General features: G+C 72.6%; 16 protein-coding genes. 7 read left to right on the forward strand and 9 right to left on the reverse strand.

From position 1 onward, the window contains the following. Positions 1 to 83 precede the first annotated feature (83 nt). Positions 84 to 1886 (reverse strand): peptidase C14, encoded by a 1803-nt coding sequence (locus ACIP4O_RS16705; protein ID WP_401575495.1) that lies wholly within the window; start codon positions 1884 to 1886, stop codon positions 84 to 86. 718 nt (positions 1887 to 2604) lie between these two features. Beyond that, entirely contained in the window at positions 2605 to 3471 is an 867-nt protein-coding gene (locus ACIP4O_RS16710; RefSeq protein ID WP_401575182.1) for an IclR family transcriptional regulator, read from the reverse strand. A gap of 247 nt (positions 3472 to 3718) precedes the next feature. Between ACIP4O_RS16710 and ACIP4O_RS16715 the strand changes: the two genes are divergently transcribed. From ACIP4O_RS16715 to ACIP4O_RS16740, 6 genes are read left to right on the forward strand one after another with little or no spacing between them, the layout of a single operon-like run. Continuing rightward, positions 3719 to 5053 carry an aspartate aminotransferase family protein gene (locus tag ACIP4O_RS16715; protein ID WP_401575183.1) on the forward strand — a complete coding sequence of 445 codons (1335 nt, stop codon included), beginning with the start codon at positions 3719 to 3721 and terminating at the stop codon, positions 5051 to 5053. Further along, positions 5053 to 6240, forward strand: coding sequence for a mandelate racemase/muconate lactonizing enzyme family protein (locus tag ACIP4O_RS16720; protein WP_401575184.1), 1188 nt, complete (start codon positions 5053 to 5055; stop codon positions 6238 to 6240). Before ACIP4O_RS16715 ends, ACIP4O_RS16720 begins: the two co-directional genes overlap by 1 nt. Beyond that, a complete protein-coding gene (locus ACIP4O_RS16725; RefSeq protein ID WP_401575185.1) occupies positions 6237 to 7130 on the forward strand; it encodes an amidohydrolase family protein in 894 nt (297 codons plus the stop codon). The genes ACIP4O_RS16720 and ACIP4O_RS16725 overlap by 4 nt, the downstream gene beginning before the upstream one ends. A gap of 57 nt (positions 7131 to 7187) precedes the next feature. After that, positions 7188 to 8030 (forward strand): SDR family NAD(P)-dependent oxidoreductase, encoded by an 843-nt coding sequence (locus tag ACIP4O_RS16730; RefSeq protein WP_401575186.1) that lies wholly within the window; start codon positions 7188 to 7190, stop codon positions 8028 to 8030. Continuing rightward, positions 8027 to 10309: a peptidase C14 gene (locus ACIP4O_RS16735; RefSeq protein WP_401575187.1), complete on the forward strand. Its 2283-nt coding sequence runs from the start codon at positions 8027 to 8029 to the stop codon at positions 10307 to 10309. Before ACIP4O_RS16730 ends, ACIP4O_RS16735 begins: the two co-directional genes overlap by 4 nt. Before the next feature lie 14 nt (positions 10310 to 10323). Beyond that, on the forward strand, positions 10324 to 11250 hold the full coding sequence (locus tag ACIP4O_RS16740) for a GNAT family N-acetyltransferase (protein ID WP_401575188.1): 927 nt from the start codon (positions 10324 to 10326) through the stop codon (positions 11248 to 11250). Between the two features lie 12 nt (positions 11251 to 11262). Here ACIP4O_RS16740 and ACIP4O_RS16745 read toward each other — a convergent pair whose 3' ends face one another. The 6 genes from ACIP4O_RS16745 to ACIP4O_RS16770 form a co-directional block, all read right to left on the reverse strand. Next, entirely contained in the window at positions 11263 to 12294 is a 1032-nt protein-coding gene (locus ACIP4O_RS16745) for a hypothetical protein (RefSeq protein ID WP_401575189.1), read from the reverse strand. Continuing rightward, complete coding sequence (locus ACIP4O_RS16750) at positions 12291 to 14114, reverse strand: hypothetical protein (protein WP_401575190.1); 1824 nt, start codon at positions 14112 to 14114, stop codon at positions 12291 to 12293. The genes ACIP4O_RS16745 and ACIP4O_RS16750 overlap by 4 nt, the downstream gene beginning before the upstream one ends. A 59-nt stretch (positions 14115 to 14173) precedes the next feature. Further along, the gene (locus tag ACIP4O_RS16755; protein ID WP_401575191.1) at positions 14174 to 14926 is read right to left on the reverse strand and encodes a toll/interleukin-1 receptor domain-containing protein; all 753 of its coding nucleotides are present in this window, start codon (positions 14924 to 14926) and stop codon (positions 14174 to 14176) included. 54 nt (positions 14927 to 14980) lie between these two features. After that, complete coding sequence (locus ACIP4O_RS16760; RefSeq protein ID WP_401575192.1) at positions 14981 to 16264, reverse strand: helix-turn-helix domain-containing protein; 1284 nt, start codon at positions 16262 to 16264, stop codon at positions 14981 to 14983. Positions 16265 to 16462: 198 nt separating this feature from the next. Then, positions 16463 to 17272: a nucleotidyltransferase domain-containing protein gene (locus ACIP4O_RS16765; RefSeq protein WP_401575193.1), complete on the reverse strand. Its 810-nt coding sequence runs from the start codon at positions 17270 to 17272 to the stop codon at positions 16463 to 16465. Positions 17273 to 17364: 92 nt separating this feature from the next. Then, a complete protein-coding gene (locus ACIP4O_RS16770) occupies positions 17365 to 19368 on the reverse strand; it encodes a glycoside hydrolase family 6 protein (protein WP_401575497.1) in 2004 nt (667 codons plus the stop codon). A 458-nt stretch (positions 19369 to 19826) separates the two neighbouring features. Between ACIP4O_RS16770 and ACIP4O_RS16775 the strand changes: the two genes are divergently transcribed. Further along, complete coding sequence (locus ACIP4O_RS16775) at positions 19827 to 20267, forward strand: ATP-binding protein (RefSeq protein ID WP_401575195.1); 441 nt, start codon at positions 19827 to 19829, stop codon at positions 20265 to 20267. 101 nt (positions 20268 to 20368) lie between these two features. Here the strand turns inward: ACIP4O_RS16775 and ACIP4O_RS16780 are convergent, their stop codons facing one another. After that, positions 20369 to 22195, reverse strand: coding sequence for a chitinase (locus ACIP4O_RS16780; protein ID WP_401575196.1), 1827 nt, complete (start codon positions 22193 to 22195; stop codon positions 20369 to 20371). Positions 22196 to 22361: the final 166 nt, after the last annotated feature.

Here is a 22361-nt window from a genome sequence, read left to right on the forward strand (position 1 = left end):
CGGGGGTGGTGCGGGCGCTATGGCCCGGCGGGAGTTGGCACACGGCCAGGGGTGCCGCCCACCGGGCCGGTGTCCCGGGCCGGTCAGCCGAGCAGAAGGTTCCCGTCCTGGTGCCGGACGCGGTCGCCCTCGGCGGGCAGCCGGGTGCGGGTCGTGCCGTCCTCGACGCACCCGCTGTGCAGGAGCCAGCCCTTGGCGAAGGCGGCGTCGGCGAGGTCGAGGCTGCCGCCGCGGAGCACCGCGCCCTGGGCGAGGTACTCGTTGGCGCCCTCGGTGAGCCGCACGTGCGCGGTGTCACCCGCGGGCTCGCTCGTGCAGGCGCCGAGCCGCCACCGTACGGTCCGGTCCTTGTCGCCCGTACGGGAGAGCAACGCGCCGGCCGCGTTGGTGCCGCCGAGCACCGCGCCCCCATCGACCACGACCTCCTGGTCCTTCGCGCCGTTCAGCACGAGGCCGGTGTCCTGGTGGCGGCCACCGCGCACGGTCGTGGAGGAGTGCGCGAAGGTGCTGGGCGCCGCGTCGGCCTTCCCCGTGAAGGAGCACTCCTGGAGCACGAGCGGCCCGGTGCCCTTGAAGGAGGCGCCGTCGAGTCCGTCGAGCGCGACCCGTTCCAGGTGCACGGCCGTGCTCACGTTCGCGGCGGTCACCTCGGCGCCCTTGCCCAGCGTGAAGGCGGAGTCGGCGACGACGGTGGGACGTGTCGAGCGCGTCGAGGTCTGCGTGATCACGAGCGGCCCGGACGCGGTGCAGCCCCGCAGTTGGGCACCGTCCGCGTTGATCCAGATCATCCCGGAGCCGGACTGCGCGTTGCCGATGACGCGCATGTCCTCAAGCGTCAGGTCGGTCACCGCGACGCGCGCCACGAACCACGAGCACACGTGCCGCGTGACGCTGACCCGCTTCGCGGCACCGCCCCAGGCCGTCCCCGAGTTGGCGAAGGTCATGAGCCCGGAGTTGCCGGTGTAGACGAGGTCGTGCTCGAACTGCCCGTGCGTGACGAAGGGGCCCTGGTCGTCGCCGTCGCCGTGGCAGTTGGTCACGTAGCCGTACGCGGACGCCGTCCAGTCGTTGAGGTGGCGTGCGTTCGCCGTGTGGCAGTCCTCGACGTGCCCGTACAGGCAGTAGATCTGCTGGGTGAGGTAGCCCGCGCCGCCCCACGTCACCGAGGACGGGTTCTTCAACTGGCACTGGTGGGTGTGGAAGTACGTGCACCAGCGGCGCATCACGACGGGCCAGAACGTGCCGGTCGCGTCGATGCCGGAGACGTCGCAGGAGACGGCGTACTCGTAGGCGACCGGGTGCGAGCCGGAGAGCTGGTCGGCGTCGGGGACCCCTTCGAAGACCATGTTCCGCACGTGGCTGCGGGTCACGGGCTCGACCTTCGTCCACTTAAAGGTGCGGCCCGCCGCGAGGTCCCAGCCGATCTTGTAGTTGACGCGGATGTGCGTGGCGTCGACCCGCTGCGTCACCTGGACGAGGCGCTGCACCTCCTTCTCGTACTGGCCGCCGCCGGGCTTCGCGTCGATCTCGACGGCCCACCACTCGCCGACCTGGAACGCGCTCGACGCGGGTACCTCGAAGACGTCGGCGAGGTCGGGCATAGGAGCCGAGAGCTTCGCGGTGACGGTCGTCCCGGTGCGTTTGCCCTTGAAGTAGAGGACGGCACCGAAGGGGTTGTCGTCCGTGTTCGGCTCGATGCCGGTGGTGGTGACGCGGTGGCCGCCGAAGTCGAGTTCGATGCCCGAGCGGTCGAAGGTGTGCCGTTCGGTGAAGTTCAGATCGGTGTGCGCCTCGACGCGGTGCACGGACGGATCGTTCACGAGCGCGTCGAGCGCGGCGTCGGCGGGGGCGTCCGCGCCGAAGAGACCGAAGGAACGGAGGTCTATCACGCCGTCGTGCAGGCGCAGCCAACGGCCCTTCCTCCCCGCGCCCTTGGGGGCGAGGACGGTGCCGCCGTCGTCGTCGGCGCCGGACTTCGCGTCCCAGCGCAGGAGCATCCCGCCGCCGTCGCCCGGCGTGCGGTAGCCGGTGACGAGCACGGTCTCGCCGGAGGAGAGGGTGTGCCCCGGGAGGGCCCGCAGGGCCTTGACGTCAGTGACGGTACGGGGCGCGGGGGCGCCCTTGGCGGGCGCGGCCGAGGCGCTGGCCGTGCCGGCCGCGGTCGCGGCGAGCAGGAGCCCGCCGAGGCCGCCCGCCCGCAGGAGTTGTCTGCGGCGGGCTGTGCCGGGCCCGGTTTCGGCTTCGGTCTCGGTCTCGGTCTCGGGGAGTGGTTCGGGGAAGGGAGGACGGGACGCAGTGCTCACGGGGGACTCAACCTCGGGTGGTGGACCGGCTGGTGAGGTGGCGCATTCCCGCGGCGAACGACTACCGGTCGCACGAAGGCCGTTGCGGGCCCGTACGAGCGGGGGCGGATGGCGAGGTGGGGAAGCGGGGCGCTCGGCCCCGCGCCGTGACCCCGGGAGAGCAGCCCGAGAGAAACCGGTCACGGCCCGGCTCGGGCACTGGCCCGCCGGATTGCCGGTACCTAAGCACCCCCGGCGAGCGAGGTCAACCCCTCCCGCGCGCCGCCCCTTCCGCCCCGCCCTTCCCTCCCGGCCGCTCCCCTCACGTATCGAGCGCCCCGGGCCCCTGTCGCCCGGCCGCTTCCACCACGTACCCGAGCGCCCCGCTGATCTCCCCGGCCGCGTCCCGCACTTCCCGCCCCAGCTCCTGGAACCGCCAGCTCGGCAGGTCCAGTTTGAGACCCGTGACGCTGATCGCCCCGGCCGGCTCCCCGCGGTGGTCCCTCAGCACGCTCCCGATGCAGAAGATCCCCTCCGCGTCCTCCTCGTCGTCCAGCGCGTACCCCGAGGCCCGGACGTCGCGCAGGTGCGCGAGGAGGGTCGGCTCGTCGGTGATGGTGCGCGAGGTCCTGCGCGGGAGCCCGCTCGCGGCGAGCAGCGCCCGCGCCTCGTCCTCGGGGAGCGCGGCGAGCAGCGCCTTGCCGAGCCCCGAGCAGTGCGGCAGCTCGCGCGTGCCCATGCGCAGGTCGAGCCCGGGCCCCACGGCCCGGTCCACCTGGTCGATCACGACCGCCTGCCCCGCCTCGGGCACCGCGACCCGCGCCGCCATCCCCGTCGCTTCCGACAGCCGCGCGAGCACCGGACGGGCCACGTCCCGCAGCGAGACCTGCGCCCTGGCCCGGTCCCCGAGCCGCGCGAGCGCCATCCCGAGCCGGTAGCGGCGGTTCATCCCCTCGCCCTCGTCGGCGACCATCCCGTAGTGCCGCAGCGTCTGGAGGATGCCGAAGGCCGCGCTCTTGGAGATCCCGCACGCCTTGCCCACCTCGGTGACACTGAGCCCCCGCCCGGGGCCCCCGGCGGCGAGTGCCTCCAGGATCTCCGCGCCGCGCCCCACGGTCTTCACCCAGTACTTCGCCTCTCCCGCCGGTACCGCCGCCTCACCCTGACTCTTCCGCTGACTGTTCTGCATAGCAGAACACGATAGTCCGTACCTGATCCCCTGTCCGCAGAACGCCTCTTGACGCCGCAAACAGGCGGCTCTACGCTGAGCGCGCTGTTCCGAATAACAGAACACTGTTCTGAAAAACGAGACCCGAGCACCACCACCGAGCCTCACCACGGCACAGCAATCGCGACGAATGCGGCGGATGGCACCGGAATCCCGCTGAGCAGAGCGGGCCTCCGGCCGACAGCACTCGACGCAAGGAGCACCACACATGACGCTCGCCGAACGCGCCCGCCGGGTCATCCCCGGGGGTGTCAACAGCGGCCAGCGCAGCATCCCCGGCTTCACCGAGCTGGTCATCGCCCGGACTCGGGGCTCGCGCTTCTGGGACCAGCACGGCCGGGAGTTCACCGACTACCACGCGGCCTTCGGGCCCGCCGTACTCGGCCACAACGACCCCGACGTCGCGGCGGCGACCGCCGAGGCCGGCACCACCCTCGCCCTCGCGGGCGTCGGCGTCACCGAGGCCGAGGTCGCCCTCGCCGAGGAACTCACCGCGCTCGTCCCCTCGCTGGAGAAGGTCCTCCTCACCAGCACCGGCAGCGAGGCCACTTTCCACGCCCTGCGCGTGGCCCGCGCGGCCACCGGCCGCGACCTCGTCGTCAAGTTCCAGGGCTGCTACCACGGCTGGCACGACGCCGTGAGCCTCAACGTCATCTCCGCACCCGAGCGGGTGGGCACGAAGGACCCCACGTCGACCGGCATCCTCGCCCCCGTACTCGACGCGACCCTCGTCCTGCCCTTCAACGACCCCGAGGCCGTGCGCCGCGTCTTCGCCGAGCACGGCACGGACATCGCGGCCGTCATCCTCGAACCCGTCCCGCACAACGTCGGCGCCCTCCTGCCCACCGACACCTTCCTGCGCACCCTGCGCGAGGAGTGCACGAAGGCCGGCACCGTCCTCGTCTTCGACGAGGTCATCACGGGCTTCCGGCACGGCCTCGGCGGCTACCAGGAGATCTGCGGCATCACCCCCGACCTCACGACCCTCGGCAAGGCCATCGCCAACGGCGCCCCCATCGGCGCGCTCGGCGGCCGGGCCGACCTCATGGACCTCTTCAGCACCCGCCCCGGGGGCCCCGCCTTCTTCGCCGGCACGTACAACGGCCACCCCCAGGTCGTCGCCGCCGCCCGCGCCACCCTGCGCAAACTGCGCGAGGAACCCGTCCACGAACACCTCTACCGCCTCGGCGCCCGCGCCCGCGACGGGCTCACCGCGCTCTACCGCGAGCTGGACGTCCCGGCCGTCGTCACCGGCTTCGGCTCCGTCTTCGTCACGTACTTCATGGACGGCCCCGCCCCGCTCACGTACGACGACCTCCTCGCCAACGACGCCGCCCGCTTCATCGGGGTGCGCCGCGCGCTCACCGACCACGGGATCTTCGAGCTGCCGCTCAACCTCAAACGCAGCCACGTCTCGTACGCGCACACCGACGACGACATCGACCGGCTGCTCGAAGCGACAGGGAAGGCCGTGCGCACCGTGCTCGCCGAAGGCACCCCCACCGACCTCGCCCACACCTCGACCATGGGCGGAGCGCGCTGATGCTCACCGTCAACACCACCCGGCCCGCCGGGCCCGCCGGGCGCATCACCCGCGTCGAGACCCTGATGCTCGGCACCGCCTGGCGCGACTTCGCCTACGTCCGCCTCCACACCGACGAGGGCCTGACCGGCGTCGGCGAGATCACCCACCCCTACCGCCCCCGCGAGACCTGCGCCCTCACCGAGGCGATGGGCCACCGCCACCTCATCGGCGCCGACCCCTTCGACACCGAGGAGATCTGGCTGCGCATGTACCAGGGCGACTTCCTGCGCGGCGGCGACGTCGGCGGGATCGTCGTCTCGGGCGTGGACCAGGCCCTGCACGACCTCATGGGCAAGGCGCTCGGCGTCCCCGTCTACCGCCTCACAGGGGGCGCGACCCGCGACCGCGTCCGCGTCTACGCCAACGGCTGGTACACCGGCGAGCGCGAGCCCGAGATCTTCGCCGCGAAGGCCGAGGAGACCGTCGCACGCGGCTACACGGCGCTCAAGTTCGACCCCTTCGGCGCCGGGCTCCACCATCTGGAGAAGGCCGAACTGCGCCGTAGCGTCGACCTCGTCGCGGCGGTGCGCGAGGCCGTGGGCCCCGACGTGGACCTCTTCATCGAGGGGCACGCCCGCTTCGGCACCGGGACCGCGCGGCAACTCGTCGACGCGCTCGCCCCCTACGAGCCCGGCTGGTTCGAGGAACCCCTGCCCTGGACCCTCATCGAGCGGTACGCGGAGCTGCGCGAACGCGCGCCCTTCCCGATCTCGGGCGGTGAGCACTTCCACAACCGCCACGAGTACAAGCAGCTCTTCGCGACCCGCGCCGTCGACATCGTCCAGCCCGATCTGTCCATGGCGGGCGGCTTCACCGAGCTGCGCAAGATCGCCGCCGAGGCCGATACGCACGGCATGACCGTCGCCCCGCACAACTCCAACTCCCCGCTGTGCACGACCGCCTCGGTGCACGCCGTGCTCGGCATCACCAACTTCCAGATCCTGGAGACCTTCGACGGCCTCCTGGAGCCGTACGTCTTCGACGCCGTCAAGGGAGCGCTGCCCGTCAAGGACGGCCACATCGAGCTGCCCACCGCGCCCGGACTCGGCATCGAACTGGTCGACGAGGTCTTCGAGGAGCACCCGCCCAGCCACCGCTTCTGGAACATGTTCGCGGAGGGCTGGGAGAAGAGGAACCGCACGTGAGCACCACCCCGACCGGCACCATCCCCACCACCCCCGCCGTCTCCGGCCCCGTCGTCGACGTCCACTCCCACCTCTTCCGCCACAGCCACGACTTCGACGCCACCTTCCGCGCCGAGTCCGCGCGCGCCCACGCGGGCGAGGTCGACCTGACGGTGCGGTACGAGGACTACGCGGCGAGCGCCCCGCCCGGCACCCGCACCGTCGTCGTCGGCGGCAAGGCCCGCAGGAGCGGGCTGTGGGTGGACGACGCCGCCGTCGCAGCCTACGTCGCGCAGCACCCCGAGCAGCTCATCGGCTACCTCGCGATCGACCCGACGCAGCCCGGCTGGCGCGAGGAACTGCGGTACGGGCACCAGGAACTGGGCCTGCGCGGTATCAAGATCATGCCGATGTACGCGGGCTTCGACCCGGCCGACCCCGCGTACGACGACCTCTTCGGCTACGCCGAGGAGCACGGCCTCCCGCTCCTCGTCCACACCGGCACCACCTTCGTCTCGCAGGCACCCCTTGAGTACGCGATGCCCCGCCACCTCGACTGGGTCGCGATGCGCCACCCCGAGCTGCGCATGGTCCTCGCGCACCTCAGCCACCCCTTCGAGGGCGAGTGCGTCGCCGTCATCCGCAAGCACCCGCACGTGTACGCGGACATCAGCGCCCTGCACTACCGCCCCTTCCAGCTCTGGCACAGCCTGCGGCTCGTCCAGGACTACGGGGTGTGGGACAAGCTCCTCTTCGGCAGCGACTACCCCTTCACGACGGTGAACGACTCCATCGAGGGCGTGCGCCGCATCGCCCGAGTCCCCGGCATCCCGGGACTCGACCCGCTCGACCAGGACGCGGTCGAGGCCCTCATCCACCGCCCGGCGCTCGACCTCCTCGGCCTGGCCTGACACCCCGGCGCGCCCTCTCGCGTGGGGGCGCGCCGGCCTCGTACCCCTGGAGCCCCCATGGACCGATTCGACCTCACCGGCCGCACCGCCCTCGTCACCGGCGCCGCGGGGGCCCTCGGCCGTGCCTTCGCCCTCGCCCTCGCCGAAGCCGGCGCCGACCTCCTCCTCGTGGACCTGCCGGGCGCCGAGGGCCTCGACGAGACGGCGCGGGCGGTACGGGCCACCGGCCGCGCCGCCGCGCTCCACCCCCAGGACCTCGCACGCACCGAGGAACTGCCCGCCTTCGCCGACCGGGTGCGCGAGGCGGCCGGGCCCGTGCACATCCTCGTCAACAACGCCGGGGTCGCCGCGCTCGAACGCTTCAACACCATCACCCCCGCGAGCTGGCAGCACGTCATGCGCGTCAACACGGACGCTGTCTTCTTCCTCTCCCAGCGCTTCGCCGAGCACATGATCGCCGATGGCGTCCCCGGCCGCGTCATCAACATCACGTCGAAGAACGCCCACGTCGCCGAGGCGGGCCTCGCCCACTACAACGCCTCCAAGGCCGCCGTGGACCTCCTCAGCAAGACCCTGGCGATCGAACTCGCCCCGCACGGCATCACCGTCAACACCCTCGCCCCCGGCATGGTCGACACCCCGATCGACGACGAGTTCCCGCTCGCCCACGCGGAGTTCGAGGCCGCCTACCGCGAGCGCATCCCGCTCGGCCGCTACGCGAGCCCCGAGGAGTGCGCGGGCCCCCTGCTCCTCCTCGCCTCCGACGCGGGCGCGTACGTCACCGGCACCCACCTCCTCGTCGACGGCGGCGTCCTCGCCGACCAGATGCCCCGCACCCGCTTCATGCCGCCCTACCGCAGCAGCCTGCCCACCGAGAGCGCATCCCCGGAGACCCCATGAGCACCGGAACCACCGCCTCGCACGACCACGAGGAACCGGAGAGACCCGCGCCGCGCGCCCCCGCCCCGGACAGCCCCGGCCACGCCTCGCCGAGCCGCCGCCACCTCCTGCGCGCGGGCGCCGGGACCGGGCTCGCCGCCGGGGCCCTCCTCGCCGCGCCCGCGCCCGCCCAGGCCCGTACCCCCGAAGCGGCCCCCGCCACCCCCGAAGCCGCCTCCGCCGCCCGCGCCTGGCCCACCCTCGCCGCCCTCCTCGGCCGCTCCCCGCACGGGCTCACCGACGGCGAACACGCCCTGCTCAGCGGCTACCGCACCCCCGGCGACGGCGGCGGCACCCTCCTGCGCTGGGACGCGGAAGCGAGCGACGCACCGGACGGCGGCCTCGTCCACAGGCCCGCCGCGCGCCCCCGCCGGGGCCGCTGGCGCCAGGTCCACGACGGCACCGTCGACTTCCGCTCCTTCGGCGTCCTCGGTCCCCGTACCACTGCCGACGACGCACTCGACGCGATGGCGGCCGACCCCTCGGTCACCCGCGTCGAGGCCCACACGGATCTCCTCTTCCGCCGCCGCCACACCTTCACCCGCTCCCGCTTCACTCTCGACTTCGGCGGCCGCACCGTCCACACCGGCGGCATCGCGCGCAACACCCACGACAACCCCTTCGGCGCGGTCCTCGCCTTCACCGGCACGACCGAGCCCGAGCGCTCCCTCACCCACGCCCTCACCGCGCCCGTCCCCGAACTCACCGACCTCTACCCCGTCCCCGACAGCGGCGCCTTCGCGGTCGGCGAGTGGTGGAGCCTCACGTGCGCGCCCGTGCCGGGCGGCGGTCAGTACGAACGCGAACTCCAGAAACTCGTCGAGATCACCGAGATCCCCGACGGCGGCCACGTCCGCGTCGGCTACCTCTCCGGCTGGGAACTGCCCGCCGGACGTGAACTGACCTGGGTCCCCGTCCGGCCCGTCCACTCCGTCACCGTCCGCGACCTCGTCTTCCTCGGCGCGGGCGAGGACACCGGCGCGAAGGACGACGAGTACACCGGCTCGCACCCCGTCTCCTTCGAGTACGCGGTCGACTGCCACGCCCGCGACATCCACGCCACCGGCACCTTCTGGCCCGTCGTGATGCGCCGCTGGAACACCCGCTTCACGACCGAGCGCTGCTCCCTCAAGAACCCGCCCACCGTCGAGTACGGCGGTGCGGGCTACCTCACCCAGCAGATCTACTGCCTCGACGGTCGCGTCAGCGACTGTACGAGCAGCAACGTCCGCCACCTCAGCGACCTCACCGCCTCCGCGCACTGCCAGGTGGTCAACTGCCACGGCGACGGGGACGACAGCGGCGGCAACCCCTTCACGACCCACGGCCAGTACGAGCACGACCTGCTCTACCAGGGCAACTCCGGGCTCATGGACATCGCCAACTCCGGCGCGCCCTGGGGGACATCCGCCAAGCGCATCACCGTGCGGGACCACGTGTGCTCCTGGTTCGTCGCCGACACGAGGATCACCGACCTCACGCTCGACAACGTCACCGTCCTCGCCCGCCCCACCTTCGACAAGGCCGGCACCCTCAGCGTCAACGCGGACGGCACCCAACTGCGCGGCTGCACCGCCGTCACCTTCTCGCTCACCCGCCGCTCCAGCCGCTCGGCGCGCCCCACGACCCTCACCGACTGCCACTTCGCCCCGCCCGCGAAGAGCGTCCTCGTCCACTCCGCCGTCAACACCCCCGTCCACTTCACGCGCTGCGTCATCGACGGACTCGACGGCAACACCCTCGCGGGGACGGGAACGGTGACGTTCACCGCCTGCACCCTGAACGGCAGCGGCCCCGACGCCGCACCCCTCACCGTCACCTGCCCGGAACTGCGCCTCACCGAGAGCGAGCTGCGCGACACCGGCCTCGTCCTCGACGCCCCCACCGGCACCCAGCGCCTGAGCCTGACCGGCTCCACGCGCCTCGGCGGCGACAACGCCGCACACACCTTCCTCGCGTCGGGCCCCCACCGCCCGGCCGACGCCGCCACGCACTGGCACCTCGGCGCGCTCCACTCCACCGCCCCCGCCACGACCGCCCACGCCGTCCTCACCCGGGGCGTCCACCACTGGAGGGCCCTCGGCGCCGAACTGAGGGGAGGCCGCCTGCGCCTCGAACCGGCGGCCTTCCGGGGCGACTCCACCCTCGTCCACGCCCACTGCATCGAGGACAACGTCACGCGCGAGGCCGTCCCCGAGGAAGGCCCCCGCGTCCGCTGGACCGCCAACCTCCTCCTGTGATCCCGGGAGCACCCATGACCACGATCCACCGCACCGCGACCGAGGCCGACGAACCCGCCCTCCGCGCCCTGTGGGCGGAGGTCTTCGGCTCCGCCCCGGTCGCGGCGCTGTGGGCGCTCGGCGAAGAACGCCACGCCCGTACCCTCGTCACGACCGAGGCAGGGCGGCTCGTCGCCGCGCTCCACTACCAGCCGCGGCCGGTGCGCACCGCGCCCGGGGGCGCGGCAGCGCGCGTCGCGTGCCTCGGCGGCGTCGCGACGCTCCCCGAGGCGCGCGGCAGGGGGCACGTGCGCCGGATGCTCGACCTCGCCGTGGCCCGGATGACGGAGGACGGCTGCGCCTGGTCCCTCCTCTTCACCGGCACGCCCCGGGTCTACGAGGGCGCGGGCTGGACCACGTACGAGGCCTCCGCCCGGGAGGGCCCCCTCACCGCACCGCCCCGCGCGCCCGGTGGCGTCCGCGCGGCGACGGCGGCCGACCTCCCCGACCTCGCCCGGCTGCGCACCGCCTACGACACGGCGCGCCCCCTCACCACCGTCCGCACCCCCGCCGACTGGCACCACCGCGTCCCCGCCTGGTACCCCCCGGCCACCACCACGACCCTCCTCACCACCGACGCCACCGGCTACCTGACCTTCCGCCACCACACGAGCCCCGGCACCGCGACCGTCGAAGAACTGGCCCTCGCCGACCCCGCCGACACCCCCACCCTCACCCGCCTCCTCACCGCCACCGCCCACGAGGCCCGCCGCACCGGCCACCACCACGCCCGCACCCACCTCCCCGCCACCCTCACCCCGTTTCTGCCCACCCTCCTCACCACCGCCCACCCCACCCCCCACCACCCCGGCATGACCCGCCCCCTCACCACGACACCGGCCGAGATCGGGGCGACGGTGGGAGCGAAGGGGGCGGCGCACTGGTACGGGGACTCGTTCTGAGGGAGCGTCGCTTCAACCCCCCGCCGGATCGGGTGTCTCCCTCGCGCGGTACTCCGCAGGCGGGTCGAAGCGGCGCAGCAGCCGGTCCGCCGACTCGGGGAAGTCCAGGCCGCGCAGGTGCTCGGCGAACTGCTTGGCGAGCATCACGCGGCGAGGGTCGCCGTCCGGAAGGTCCAAGAGCGAGAACAAGCCCGCCACTTGCTCCTCCACCGAGGCATCGACAGCACCGTTTTCCGTCCCGTCCTCGCCGGGCGGCGGCGCGAGCAGTGCCCTCAGCCGCTCCGGGACCTCGGTGTCATTGGCCGCCGAGGTGAGCTGGGCGAGGAGACCGAGGTCCTCCACGGTCTTGTCGATCCGCCCGTCGTTCCTGGCCAGCCACCACACCACCGCGCTCCCCGTGTCCTTCAGTACGTCGTCACCGAGGTACGCGCGACGGCTCTGCTCGTGCGTGCGCTCGTGCTCCCACACCGCCTTCCGCTTGCGCAGCTCGGCCAGCCGTTCAAGCCGCTCCTGATCCCGCGGGCGCAGGACCAGCCTGATGTCCTCGGCCATCGCGCGTACGTGACCCGAGCGGTCCGCGCGCATCGTGCTCAGTGCCCCGCTCACCTCGTGCCGTACGAAGGAGACCCGGCCGGGCTCGCGGCGCTCCGTGATGACCCGCGCCCGCTCAAGGACGGCCTCGACCGCGAGGCCGCCCGGATTACCGATCACCTCGTTGCTCCCCGGCGGGGCGAGTGGCCACCAGCGCACCGTTCCCGAGAGCAGGAAGTCGTAGTCGGGCCACGCGCTCGGGAGCGCCACCTCGTTGATCCGCCGCTCCGTGCGCTCGACGGGGCTCGCCGTCTGCTGCTCCTCGAACGCGGCCGGCACCTCACCACGCCGCCGGGCGGCGATCGCGAAGAGCACGGGTGGCACGGCGAGGACGAGCACGCCGAGCACAGGCCACACCCACACCGGCCATGTCCGGCACACCGCCGCCAGAGCGAGCAGGAGCCCGCCGATGACGGTCAGGAAGACTGTGGCGGTCTTGCTTCCACTGGTCATGCGTAGACGCTCCCCTCGGTGGCGACCCCGCGCTGGGCATCCGTGATGAGGGTGAGCAGCGCCGCGGAGGTGGCGGCAGCACGGGCGGGGTCCTCGGGGTCTGTCCGCTCGGCGTTCCGTGCGCAGGCGTAGAGGGCGGCGAAGACCGACCCGCGTCCGCGCGGGAGCGAGGCGGCGGCACCGACGAGGATCACGAGGAGGGTGTCTCGGAGCTGTGAGCCCGCCGCGCGGTGGAGCCAGCGCTCGGCATAGGGCTGCCAGGTGCGCGGGGACAAACGGCCGAAGACGGCAGTCCAGCAGCTCCGCGCCTGACGCGCGACGCCCGGCGTCATGGCCTCGGCCGGACACGTGGAGAGAAAGACGCCGGCGTCGGCGGGATGTTGGTCCCGTTGGAGCCGGTCCAGCAGTGGTGGCAGCACGCGCGGATCGGTGAGCACGAGTGCGCGCAACGCCGAGACACCGTGCCCGCTGACCTCCTCGTTGCGCGCGAGGTGGTGCAGACGGATGAGCGCTTGGCGCGGGTGCGTGACGGCGAGGACATTCCCGCAGACCTGGGCAAGGACGAGGGCTTCGCCGGGGGAGGGACGGGGCTGGGTGCAGCGCGCGTACAGCCACCGGCGTACGCCGGAGGCGAAAGCGGAGCGGCCGAGACCCCGGACGAGCAGGTGGGCCGCCCCCGCGAGCAGGGGGGTGTCGCCGGCGCCCTCGCACCAGGACAGAACGAGGTGGAGCAACGCGTCCGGCCGCTCTGTCCGCAGGTACTCGTCGGCCAAGTGCCCGGCGGTGCCGGAACCCAGCCTCATGGTGCGCGCGCACCACCGTGACAGCGGCTCCCGGACGTCCGGCATCGTGTCCCAGAAGTGCGCGCGGACTTCCGCGTCCTGGCCGGGTACGAGAAAGCGGACGTGGCCGTCCGTACCGATGCGTGCCTCGATCTGATCCAGACGCTCGGCGAGGTCCTTGCGCTGGAGCAGCGGAGCCTCGTCGGCGGGGCCGCCGAGCGCGTGGAGCAAAAGGGCCGCCTGTTCGTGGATCGTGTCCGCGTGCGCGCCGTGGAGGAAGCCGAGGGTGAGCAGCAGCGCCCGCGCTCCGGCGTCGTCCAGCTTCGCCACCTGCGCGGCGACCTCCGCTCCCCGGCCCCTGAAGGAGCGCAGGGCGCTCTTGGCCCACCGGCCGTACGAACTCGCCGTGTCCGCCTCGTACGCGCGCCGGACGAGATCGGCGAAGAGAGCGATCTGCGCCGTCGAGCGGGAGCCCTCGGCCCCGAGAAACTCGTCAACTGCCGGCACCGTGGGCGGTGGCAGCGGCAGGGGGACCTTCGCGACGCGTACGTGGCGGTACAGCACGGGCCGCTCCGGCGGGCGTTCGAGCCGTACCTGAAACCGCCCCAATTCCGGTGGCAGCGATTCCCCGTGCGGCATGACCACGACGAGTCGTGCGGCCTTCGTGTGCGCCGACCTTCGCAGCGTGCCCAGCTCGGCGTGAATCCTGGCCCAGCGGTGTCGGTCCGCCTCCGAGAGGTCGAGCAGGACCAAGTCCCCCTGGCTCAGCAGGCCGGGGTCCCGCAGGCTCGGTTCGTCCTGCTCGCCGGGGAGCAACTCGCGGAAGGAACCGTACTCGGCGAGCAGCACCCGGGCGGCTGCCTGACGGCCGCTGCCCGGGGAACCGTCCAGGAACACGGTACGGCTCTCCTCCAGGCACCCGCGCGCCTCGCCCATCCGTCCGGGAGCAACGAACACCTGCTTGAGGTGCACGAGCTGGTCGTCCGCGGTCTGCCGGAAGTCCCACGACGCGCGCTCCTGGTACAGGATGTTGTACATATCGCCGGGACCGTTGTGCACTGGACCGTGCACTCGCCCGATCCGCGTGCTCGCGCCGCTCAACGCCCCTCCTCCGCGTCGCGCCGCCGCTCGCCGTAGTAGTGCCGCGTCTCACCGCGCTGATCGCCCTCGACGTACGTCGCCCCGTCCCCGTGGAAATGCCGGTCCCCGTGGTGGAAACGCGGGTTGTGGAGGAGGTCGCCGCTGCCGGTGTGGACCTGCCCGTTCACCTCGCCCATCCGCGTCCCGAAGTCGAGCCCGCCGCTGACGTCCCGGGCCTGCACCGCGTTCCCGCCCACGTCGCCTGTCTTGTTCGCGACCGCGCCCGGTTCGGGGGCGGTGCTGTCCGGCTCCACCTCCAGGCCGGGCACCAGGGTCGCCACCGCGTCCCCGATCCGCCGGACGCCGCCTTCCACGTCGTGCGTGTCGAACACGGCGGACTGGAGATCCGCGAGAGGCGCCAGTTCCTCCGGCAGATCGGCGGCCGAGATACGCGGCATATGGCGACCGAGCAGGACGGGGATGACGGGGGTGCCCCAGTGCAGGGCCTTCTCGATCTCCCGGCGTACCCAGTCCTCCCGGCTCGCCAGCTTCTTCCCGAAAGTGGTCCAGCGAGGGCCGATCACAGCGATCAGCACCGAGCACTGTCGCAACGCCTTCTCCAGCTTCTCCTCGTAGTCGTCGCCCAGCTCGATGGAGCGCGATGCGTAGAACACGTGCCTGTTGCCGAAGCGCTCGACGAGCTTGTCCCGGAGATGGGCGGCGGCCGATTCGCCGTCACCTGTGCGGTAGTTGATGAAGATTTCGGGCATGACAAACCTCTGTCTCTCGGAATGGGCGTGGAGGTCTTCCGGATAGGCGGGTGCTCAGGACGGGCGGAGTGCCGTCAAAGGGCCGAGACGCGGAGCGAGTTCCCGCACCCCGGGGTGGTTGCGATGCCGGGCGAGCGCGCGGGCGAGGCGGCGCAGGTCGACCCGTACCGTCGCGGAGTGGAGCACGGACACGTTGTCGAGCAGCCGGGCCGTCAGTGCGCATGCCTCGTCGATCTCGCCCTCGAAGGCGCGCGCGAGCGCCTGCCGCACCCCGTATCGCACGTGCGTGCGCATCGCGCCGGGAGCGATGCGGGCCAAGTGGCCGGCCAGTTGGTCGGCCCCCTCGCCGTGCCTGCCGAGGTCGACGAGGCACCAGCCCGTCACCATGCCCGCCGGGTCGGGCAGATGCGTGGTGCCGAGCACGGGCTGTCCGGAGTCCTCCCCGCGCGCGAGGAGTTCCCGCGCCCGGTCCAGGGCCCGTAGACACGCGTCGCTGTCACCGGCCAGCGCATGGCCCTGCGCCTCGCGCTGGGCCGCGAGCCCGCGAATCCGGGGCGGCAGCGCCGAGTGCTGGGCGCGGCGCGCGAGCGTGACCGTTTCGGCGGCGTCCTCGCGGTAGAGCGTCACCAGGGCGCGGCGGACCAGCGCGTACCCGGCGAGCGCACGGTCGCCGCCCGCCGCTGCGAGATCGACGGCCTCACGGGTCCACCACAGCGCGGCCCGCTCGTCCCCGTCCTCCTGGAAGAGCCAGCCGATGTACTCGGCGTACCGCGAGCCCAGCGTGAGCAATCGCTCCCGCGCGCCGGTGCGGGAGAGCGCGGCCACTCCGCGCAGCGTGTGCGTCTGCGCCACGAGCGCCGGGAGCAGCACACCCGGCGGCATACTCTGCCCGAGGTGTCTGTACTGCGTGAACAGCGTGCGCGAGGCGGTCAGCAACTCCTGGGCCGTTCCTGGGGGAAGCGCCCCCGCCGTCGGCGCACGCCACACCATGAGCGAAGCGGCGCCCGCCGCGACCGCCTGCCTCCGTCCAACGGCCCGAAAGCCGCCCCCCTCGTCCGTGAGCCGCATCTCCCATTCCTCCTCATTCCCCTCCCGTTGGTCCGGCTCCTCCGACGGACCGCTCGCGCCCGGCACAAGGGCGAGCAGTTCTCCTTGCGCCCGCAAGGCCGCGTCGCACAGCCTGACGAGATCCCGGCTCGGCGCCTTGAGGCCGCGCTCGACCTTGCTGAGTTGCGCCGTGCTGTAGTGCACCGCCGAAGCGAGCGCCCGAAGGCTCAGACCTGCTGCGAGCCGCCGTCTGCGCAGCTCCGTGCCGAAGAGGACGGACGGGTGTGACACGGGACCTCCCCACCCGGCCGCCCGGTGCCCCGCGTGACCTCGAAAAGCGTGCGGCACGCGGCGCCGGGGCGACAAGGCGATAGCTGGTGTTTCCCGTTTCCTGTTCCGCGCGCCCCGCGAAAACGCGGCAGCGGGACAACTTGGCCGACAAACGCCGGGAGGCAGAGGTGAGCTCCGACCGTCGCACCCGTCACGGAGCTACACCCCCACCACCCCCAGCACCTCCGCCACCAGCGCCTCCGCCTCGTCCAGCGCCGCGTTCAGGGTCTGCGGGCTGGTGCCGAGGTGGGCGAAGAGGGACTGGGTGCGGGGGGTGAAGCCGGGTGGGGTCGTGGGGAGGGTCGCCGCCGCGTGCAGGGCGCCCTTCTCGTTGAGGAGGTACGTGCCCGCGTGGGCGTGGAGGGCGTGGGCGAGGAGGCCCGTGGCGCGGAAGAGGCAGCCCGCCACGTAGGCCGTGTCCGCGCTCTTCGCGCCCTTGCGGGCGGCGGCCAGGATGAACGGGGCCTCCCAGCGGGCGTTCTCCACCACCGCCGCGCGCAGCGCGGGCGGGTAGTCGCGGGTCGCCGTGCGCAGCGCCGTCAGTGCGCCCGTGGGGTCGGCGAGCACCTCGCAGACGGCGACCTCGCCCACGTACGCGGGGGAGTGGAAGCCCAAGGGGTGCCCCGGCTGGAAACCGGTCTCGAAGCGGCCCTCGCGACAGCCCTCCCACACGGCTTCCACGCGGTCCAGGTCGCGGTAGATCCAGTCGACCCTGTCCTCGCCCACCGTCAGCCAGGCCCCGCCGTTCACCCAGGGGCCCCAGCCGCCCGGCTCGCTCACCTCGACGCCCTCCCCGGCGAGCGCGCGCAGCGCGGTGGTGTCGAGCCGGCCCCGGTAGTAGAGGCCGAGGTCGTAGTCCGAGTCGGGCCGGTGGAGGCCCCGGGCCCGGCTCCCGCCGAGCGCGACGGCCAAGATCCCGTCCACCTCGGTGAGCCGCGCGGCCATCGCCCGGAGTTCTTCGTTTCGCATGGGGCCAGTGTGCGATCTCTCAGGGGCCGTGCGCGAATACGCCACCGGGCGGCGGGACACGTGGCCCCACCGCCCGGCGGACTACAGGTACGTCAACTCAGTGTGCAGTTCTGCCCGTTCACCGTCACCGCGGTCGGGGCCGCGTACGTGCCCGTGCCCTGGTAGCCGAAGGAGACGCTGCCCCCGGCCGGGATGTCGGTGTTGTAGTCCACGTGCGTGGCGGTCGCCGTCGTGCCCGAGACGGAGACCGTCGCGCTCCAGGCGTTCGTCACGGTCGCCCCGGACGGGACGGTGAAGGTCGCCTTCCAGGCGGTGAGCGGCTTGTCGCCGGTGTTCTTCAGTGTGACGTCCGCCTGGAAGCCGCCGCTCCAGGTGTTCGCCTTCCAGGTGGCCGCGCAGGCGCCCGTACCGCCTCCGCCGCCGCTCGCCGCCGTCGTGCCCGTGACGGCGGCCGATGCGGCGGAGACGTTGCCCGCCGCGTCCTTGGCGCGCACCGTGTAGGCGTACGCGGTGGACGCCTTGAGCCCCGAGTCGGTGTACGAGGCGGCGCTGGTCGTCGTCACCTTCGTGCCGTCGCGGTAGACGTCGTAGCCGGTGACGGCCTTGTTGTCGGTGGACGCGGACCAGCTCAGCGAGACCGAGGCGGACGTCGTGCCGGTGACCTTCAGCCCGGTGGGGACGCTCGGCGCCTGCGTGTCCTCGTCACCGCCGCCGCCCGAACTCCCCACCGGCGGGTAGGCGTTGGCGAGGAGCTGGCGGAACTGGGCGGAGAACCAGTGCCCGGCCACGGGGGAGTCGGCGAGCGCGCCCGACATGCTGTTCCCGTTGCGGCCGTTGCCGGTGTACGTGGGGTCGCACATCCGGTCGAAGCCCTTGCCCTCGTCGTTGTCGATCGCCTTGCTCGACCCGTCCGACTCGCCCGGTGGCTTCGCCCACACGTACGCGTCTATCCCGGCGGCGGGTGAGGCGGCGGGGCGTTCACCGAGCCCGGCCCCGGACTGGTTGCACCAGTTGCCCGCGTGGATGCGGCGGTCGGTGCGCGAGCCGTCCACGAAGCCGTCGATCGTCGTGGCGGTCGAGGGGGCCGTGGGTCGCGCGGAGCCGCCCCAGCCGTTGCGCGAGGTGTCGATCAGCATGCCGATGCCGGAGTCGAAGCCCTGCGCGACGAGCGCGGTGCGCAGGCCCTGCGCGAAGGTCTGCTCGTCGGCGTACTGGTTCCAGTCGAGCCACTTCGACTGCCGCACGGTCTGCCCGTTCACGGTGTCGGTGACCTTGAGGTACGGCTCCGTCGTGGCCGAGTAGTTGGCGGTGTTGACGATGAACCCGGCGACGTCGTTCACGGTCGCGCCGCTCGTCGTGGCGGCCTTCTTGAACTCCTGCGCGGCCGGAACGAGGTTGCTGTCCCAGCCGAGCCAGCCGTGGTGCGCGGCGTCCACGTAGTTGTAGACGTTGGGGATCGCGCCGAGGGTGTGCAGCGCGTACCCGACGCCCTTCTCGTAGTTGCCGTTCGCCTTCATCGTGGCGCAGGCGTCCGTCGAGCCTGCCGTGCCACCCGCGTTGGTGACGATGTTCGGGAGCGAGTCCGGCTCGATGAGGGTGACGATCCGCAGGTTCGCGTAGGCCGGGTCGTCGAGGATGTCGGCGATCGGGTCGATGTAGTCGCTCTCGTAGCGGCCGATCTCGGTGGGGCCGAGCTCGCCGTTCGACGCGAGCGCCGCGCAGTCGCGGCCCGGGAGGTCGTAGATCACGAGCTGGACGAGGTTCGCGCCCTGGTCGAGGGCGGTGTCGAGGTGCTCGCGCAGGCCGCGCTTCTCGGCGTCGCCCTCGATCGCGGCGATCTGGTCGAGCCACACGAAGGTCGGCTCGTCGGCCACCGCGTCCCCACCGGGCTCGGCGGCCGCGAGCGCCGACCAGTCCGGGTTCACGTAGGTGGTGGCACCGGCGTAGGGGTTGTCGACGCGGGCGGCGGGGGCCGCCGCCGCGGGCTGGACGGCGACGAGCGCGGTCCCCGCGGCGAGCGCGAGGGCGGCGAGTGCCCCGAGGGCACGCGGGCGGCGTCTGGGGGTGGGGGGTCGGACGGGTCCTCGTACGTTCAACGGGTGCTCCTCGGTGTGGGAGGCCGGTACGGACATGCGGATGCCGAGCGCCCGCGAGCGCCGCCCTCGGAGGGCGGTCACGATGCGGGAGCGCTCCCACCGTCGGGGCTTGCGGCGGGCATGTCAATACGGGCGGCAGGAAGTCGCGGACGTTGGCGCGTTGTCGAGACAGCGGGAGCGGGAATCGGCCTCGACGCGGGGGGCCGCTCTGCGGGCATGGGGTCCGCTCTGCGGGCGTGGAGGCTCCGAAGACGGGCCGAGGCGGGGCGGAGGGGGCGGGCGGCGGGAGTGGTGGACCGTGCCGGGCGGGCTTCTCCCGTACGGCTTCCCCCTACGGCGTCTCTTCCGCGGGTGCGAAATGTCCTCGTCCGTGTCTGTCTCCGCCCTGAGGGGGCACCCGGTCGGCAGAACGGGGCGCCCGCTCAGCAGGACGCGGGCCACGGTGAAGGAGCACGGTCATGGACGAGAACTCGCTCAAGGCGGTGGGCTGGGCCCGCTCGCTGCCGCTGAACACGGAGGTGCGCGCGGCGCGCGAGTGGACGCGCGGCCACCTCGACACGCTCGGTTGGACGCGTACCGCCCCCTCGACCACCGACGACGTCCTGCTGACGGTCTCCGAACTCGTCACCAACGCGCACGTGCACGCGCACAGCACGGCGCACCTCCTGCTCACGTGGGACAACGAGTGCCTGCACGTGACCGTCCACGACTCCGCGCCCGGTCTCCCGAAGGCGCGCGAGGTGGGACCGGAGGCGACCGGCGGCAGGGGCATGTTCCTCGTCGGCCTCCTCGCCGACACCTGGGACATCCACCCCTGCCGCCGTGGCAAGGACGTCACCGCCTGTTTCCGGCCGCCGGACACGGTCAAGCGCCAGGAGGCGGCCGGTCAGCCGCGGTAGACCGCGCGGCCGGGCCGGCCCGGCCCGGCCCGGAGCCGGAGACGGGGCCGAGGCCGGACACCGAGGCCGGAGACGGGGCAGTTATCCGGCTGAAGGTCCGTTCAGCCGAAGTAGGCGTCGAAGGTCTTCGAGAACTCGCCGCCGTTGAAGCGGTCCCAGTTGATCGACCAGGTCATGAGCCCGCGCAGGGCCGGCCAGGTGCCGTGCGTCTGGTAGCCGCCGCAATCGGTCTTCTTCGTCAGGCAGTTGAGCGTTTTGGTGACTTCGCCCGGGGCCGTCCACCCGTTGCCCGCCTGGGTGGACGCGGGCATGCCGATCGCGACCTGGTCGGGGCGCAGGGCGGGGAACACCCGGCTCGCGTCGCCCGCGACGGGGAAGCCCGTGAGGAGCATGTCCGTCATCGCGATGTGGAAGTCCGCGCCGCCCATCGAGTGGTACTGGTTGTCGAGCCCCATGATCGAGCCGGAGTTGTAGTCCTGCACGTGCAGGAGGGTCAGGTCGTCGCGCAGGGCGTGGATCACCGGCAGGTACGCCCCGGCGCGCGGGTCCTGGCCGCCCCAGGGGCCCGAGCCGTAGTACTGGTACCCGAGCTGGACGAAGAAGGTCTCGGGCGCCATCGTCAGGACGAAGCCGGAACCGTACTTCGCCTTCAGGGTCCTGACCGCCGAGATGAGGTTGACGATCGCGGGCGTGGTCGGATTGCGGAAGTCGGTGTCGCCCGTGTTCAGCGAGAGCGAGTGGCCCTCGAAGTCGATGTCGAGGCCGTCGAGCCCGTACTCGTCGATGATCTTCGAGACCGAGGAGACGAAGGTGTCGCGCGCGGCGGCCGTCGTGAGCTGCACCTGCCCGTTCTGCCCGCCGATCGAGATGAGCACCTTCTTGCCCGCGGCCTGCTTCGCCTTGATCGCCGCCTTGAACTCGGCGGGCGTCTCGACCCCCGGGCACTCGCTCGCGGGGCACAGGCTGAAGCGGATGTCGCCCGAGGTGACCGAGGTGGGCTCGCCGAAGGCGAGGTCGATGACGTCCCAGGAATCGGGCACATCGGCCATCCGCGTGTACCCGGAGCCGTTGGCGAAGCTCGCGTGGAGGTAGCCGACGAGGGCGTGCGCGGGCAACTGCCCGCTCGTGCCTCCACCGTTGTCGCCGCCCGCCGCTGTCGTGACCTTCAGGGCCGCCGACTTGGCCGATTCGCCGGAGGCGTTCGCCGCGCTCACCTGGAAGCTGTACGCGGTCGCGGGCGAGAGGCCCGAGATCGTCGCCGAAGTCCCCGTGACCGTCGCGGCCCTGCTCCCGCCCCGGTACACGCGGTACTCGCTCGCCCCCGGCACCGCGTTCCACGTGAGAGTCGCCGAGGTCGCGGTGGGTGTGGCCGCGCTCAGGCCGCCGGGGGTCGCGGGCACGGCGACCGGGTCGCCGCCCGGCCCGACGAGGGAGAGATCGTCGGCGTAGTAGGCGGGGGTTCCGTACCAGCCGTGCGTGTAGATCTCGACCGAGGTGGTCGAGGGGCCGGTGCGGAAGGACGTGCTCAGCTTCTGCCAGTCGCCCGCCGAGGCCGTCCACGTGGACACGTCCGTCGTGCCGGTCCCCGCGGCACCGAGGTACACGTAACCGCCCCGCACCCAGCCGCTCAGGGTGTACGCGGAGTCGGGCTTGACCCGGACGGTCTGCGCGCACCGCGCGTTGTCGCTTCCGGCGGGCACGGCCTTGAGCGCCGAACTCCCGCCGTGCGCCGGTGTGGTGACGGCGGAGGCGCTGCCGGCCGAACAGTTCCAGCCGCTCGTACCGGACTCGAAGCCGCCGTTGATGACGAGCTCGGCGTCGGCCGCCGAGGCCGTGGGGGAGAGGGCGAGCAGGCCGCCGAGCGCGAGGGCGGCGGCGAGCGAGGCGGCGAGGGATCTGCCGCGGGACAGGGATCTTCTACGGTGCACGACTGCCTCCGGAGCGGGGCGTGCCCCGGCACGGGTGTGCCGGGGCGGAGGACGCGAAGGGGGTGGAACGGACCGTCGTGGTGCGGGAAGTGCTGCCCCAAGATGGTCCAGACCAATGCCCCTGTCAAGACCGCTCGCACGCGGGGCGCGTCCGGGAAACCGCTGC

Source organism: Streptomyces sp. NPDC088923, assembly GCF_044749745.1.
GTDB lineage: Bacteria > Actinomycetota > Actinomycetes > Streptomycetales > Streptomycetaceae > Streptomyces.

Coding starts and splice junctions, on each gene's coding strand:
- ACIP4O_RS16710 (WP_401575182.1), bottom strand. CDS start 3,471: ATGCAGAACAGTCAGCGGAAGAGTCAGGGTGAGGCGGCGGTACCGGCG.
- ACIP4O_RS16715 (WP_401575183.1), top strand. CDS start 3,719: ATGACGCTCGCCGAACGCGCCCGCCGGGTCATCCCCGGGGGTGTCAAC.
- ACIP4O_RS16720 (WP_401575184.1), top strand. CDS start 5,053: ATGCTCACCGTCAACACCACCCGGCCCGCCGGGCCCGCCGGGCGCATC.
- ACIP4O_RS16730 (WP_401575186.1), top strand. CDS start 7,188: ATGGACCGATTCGACCTCACCGGCCGCACCGCCCTCGTCACCGGCGCC.
- ACIP4O_RS16735 (WP_401575187.1), top strand. CDS start 8,027: ATGAGCACCGGAACCACCGCCTCGCACGACCACGAGGAACCGGAGAGA.
- ACIP4O_RS16740 (WP_401575188.1), top strand. CDS start 10,324: ATGACCACGATCCACCGCACCGCGACCGAGGCCGACGAACCCGCCCTC.
- ACIP4O_RS16745 (WP_401575189.1), bottom strand. CDS start 12,294: ATGACCAGTGGAAGCAAGACCGCCACAGTCTTCCTGACCGTCATCGGC.
- ACIP4O_RS16750 (WP_401575190.1), bottom strand. CDS start 14,114: ATGTACAACATCCTGTACCAGGAGCGCGCGTCGTGGGACTTCCGGCAG.
- ACIP4O_RS16755 (WP_401575191.1), bottom strand. CDS start 14,926: ATGCCCGAAATCTTCATCAACTACCGCACAGGTGACGGCGAATCGGCC.
- ACIP4O_RS16765 (WP_401575193.1), bottom strand. CDS start 17,272: ATGCGAAACGAAGAACTCCGGGCGATGGCCGCGCGGCTCACCGAGGTG.
- ACIP4O_RS16775 (WP_401575195.1), top strand. CDS start 19,827: ATGGACGAGAACTCGCTCAAGGCGGTGGGCTGGGCCCGCTCGCTGCCG.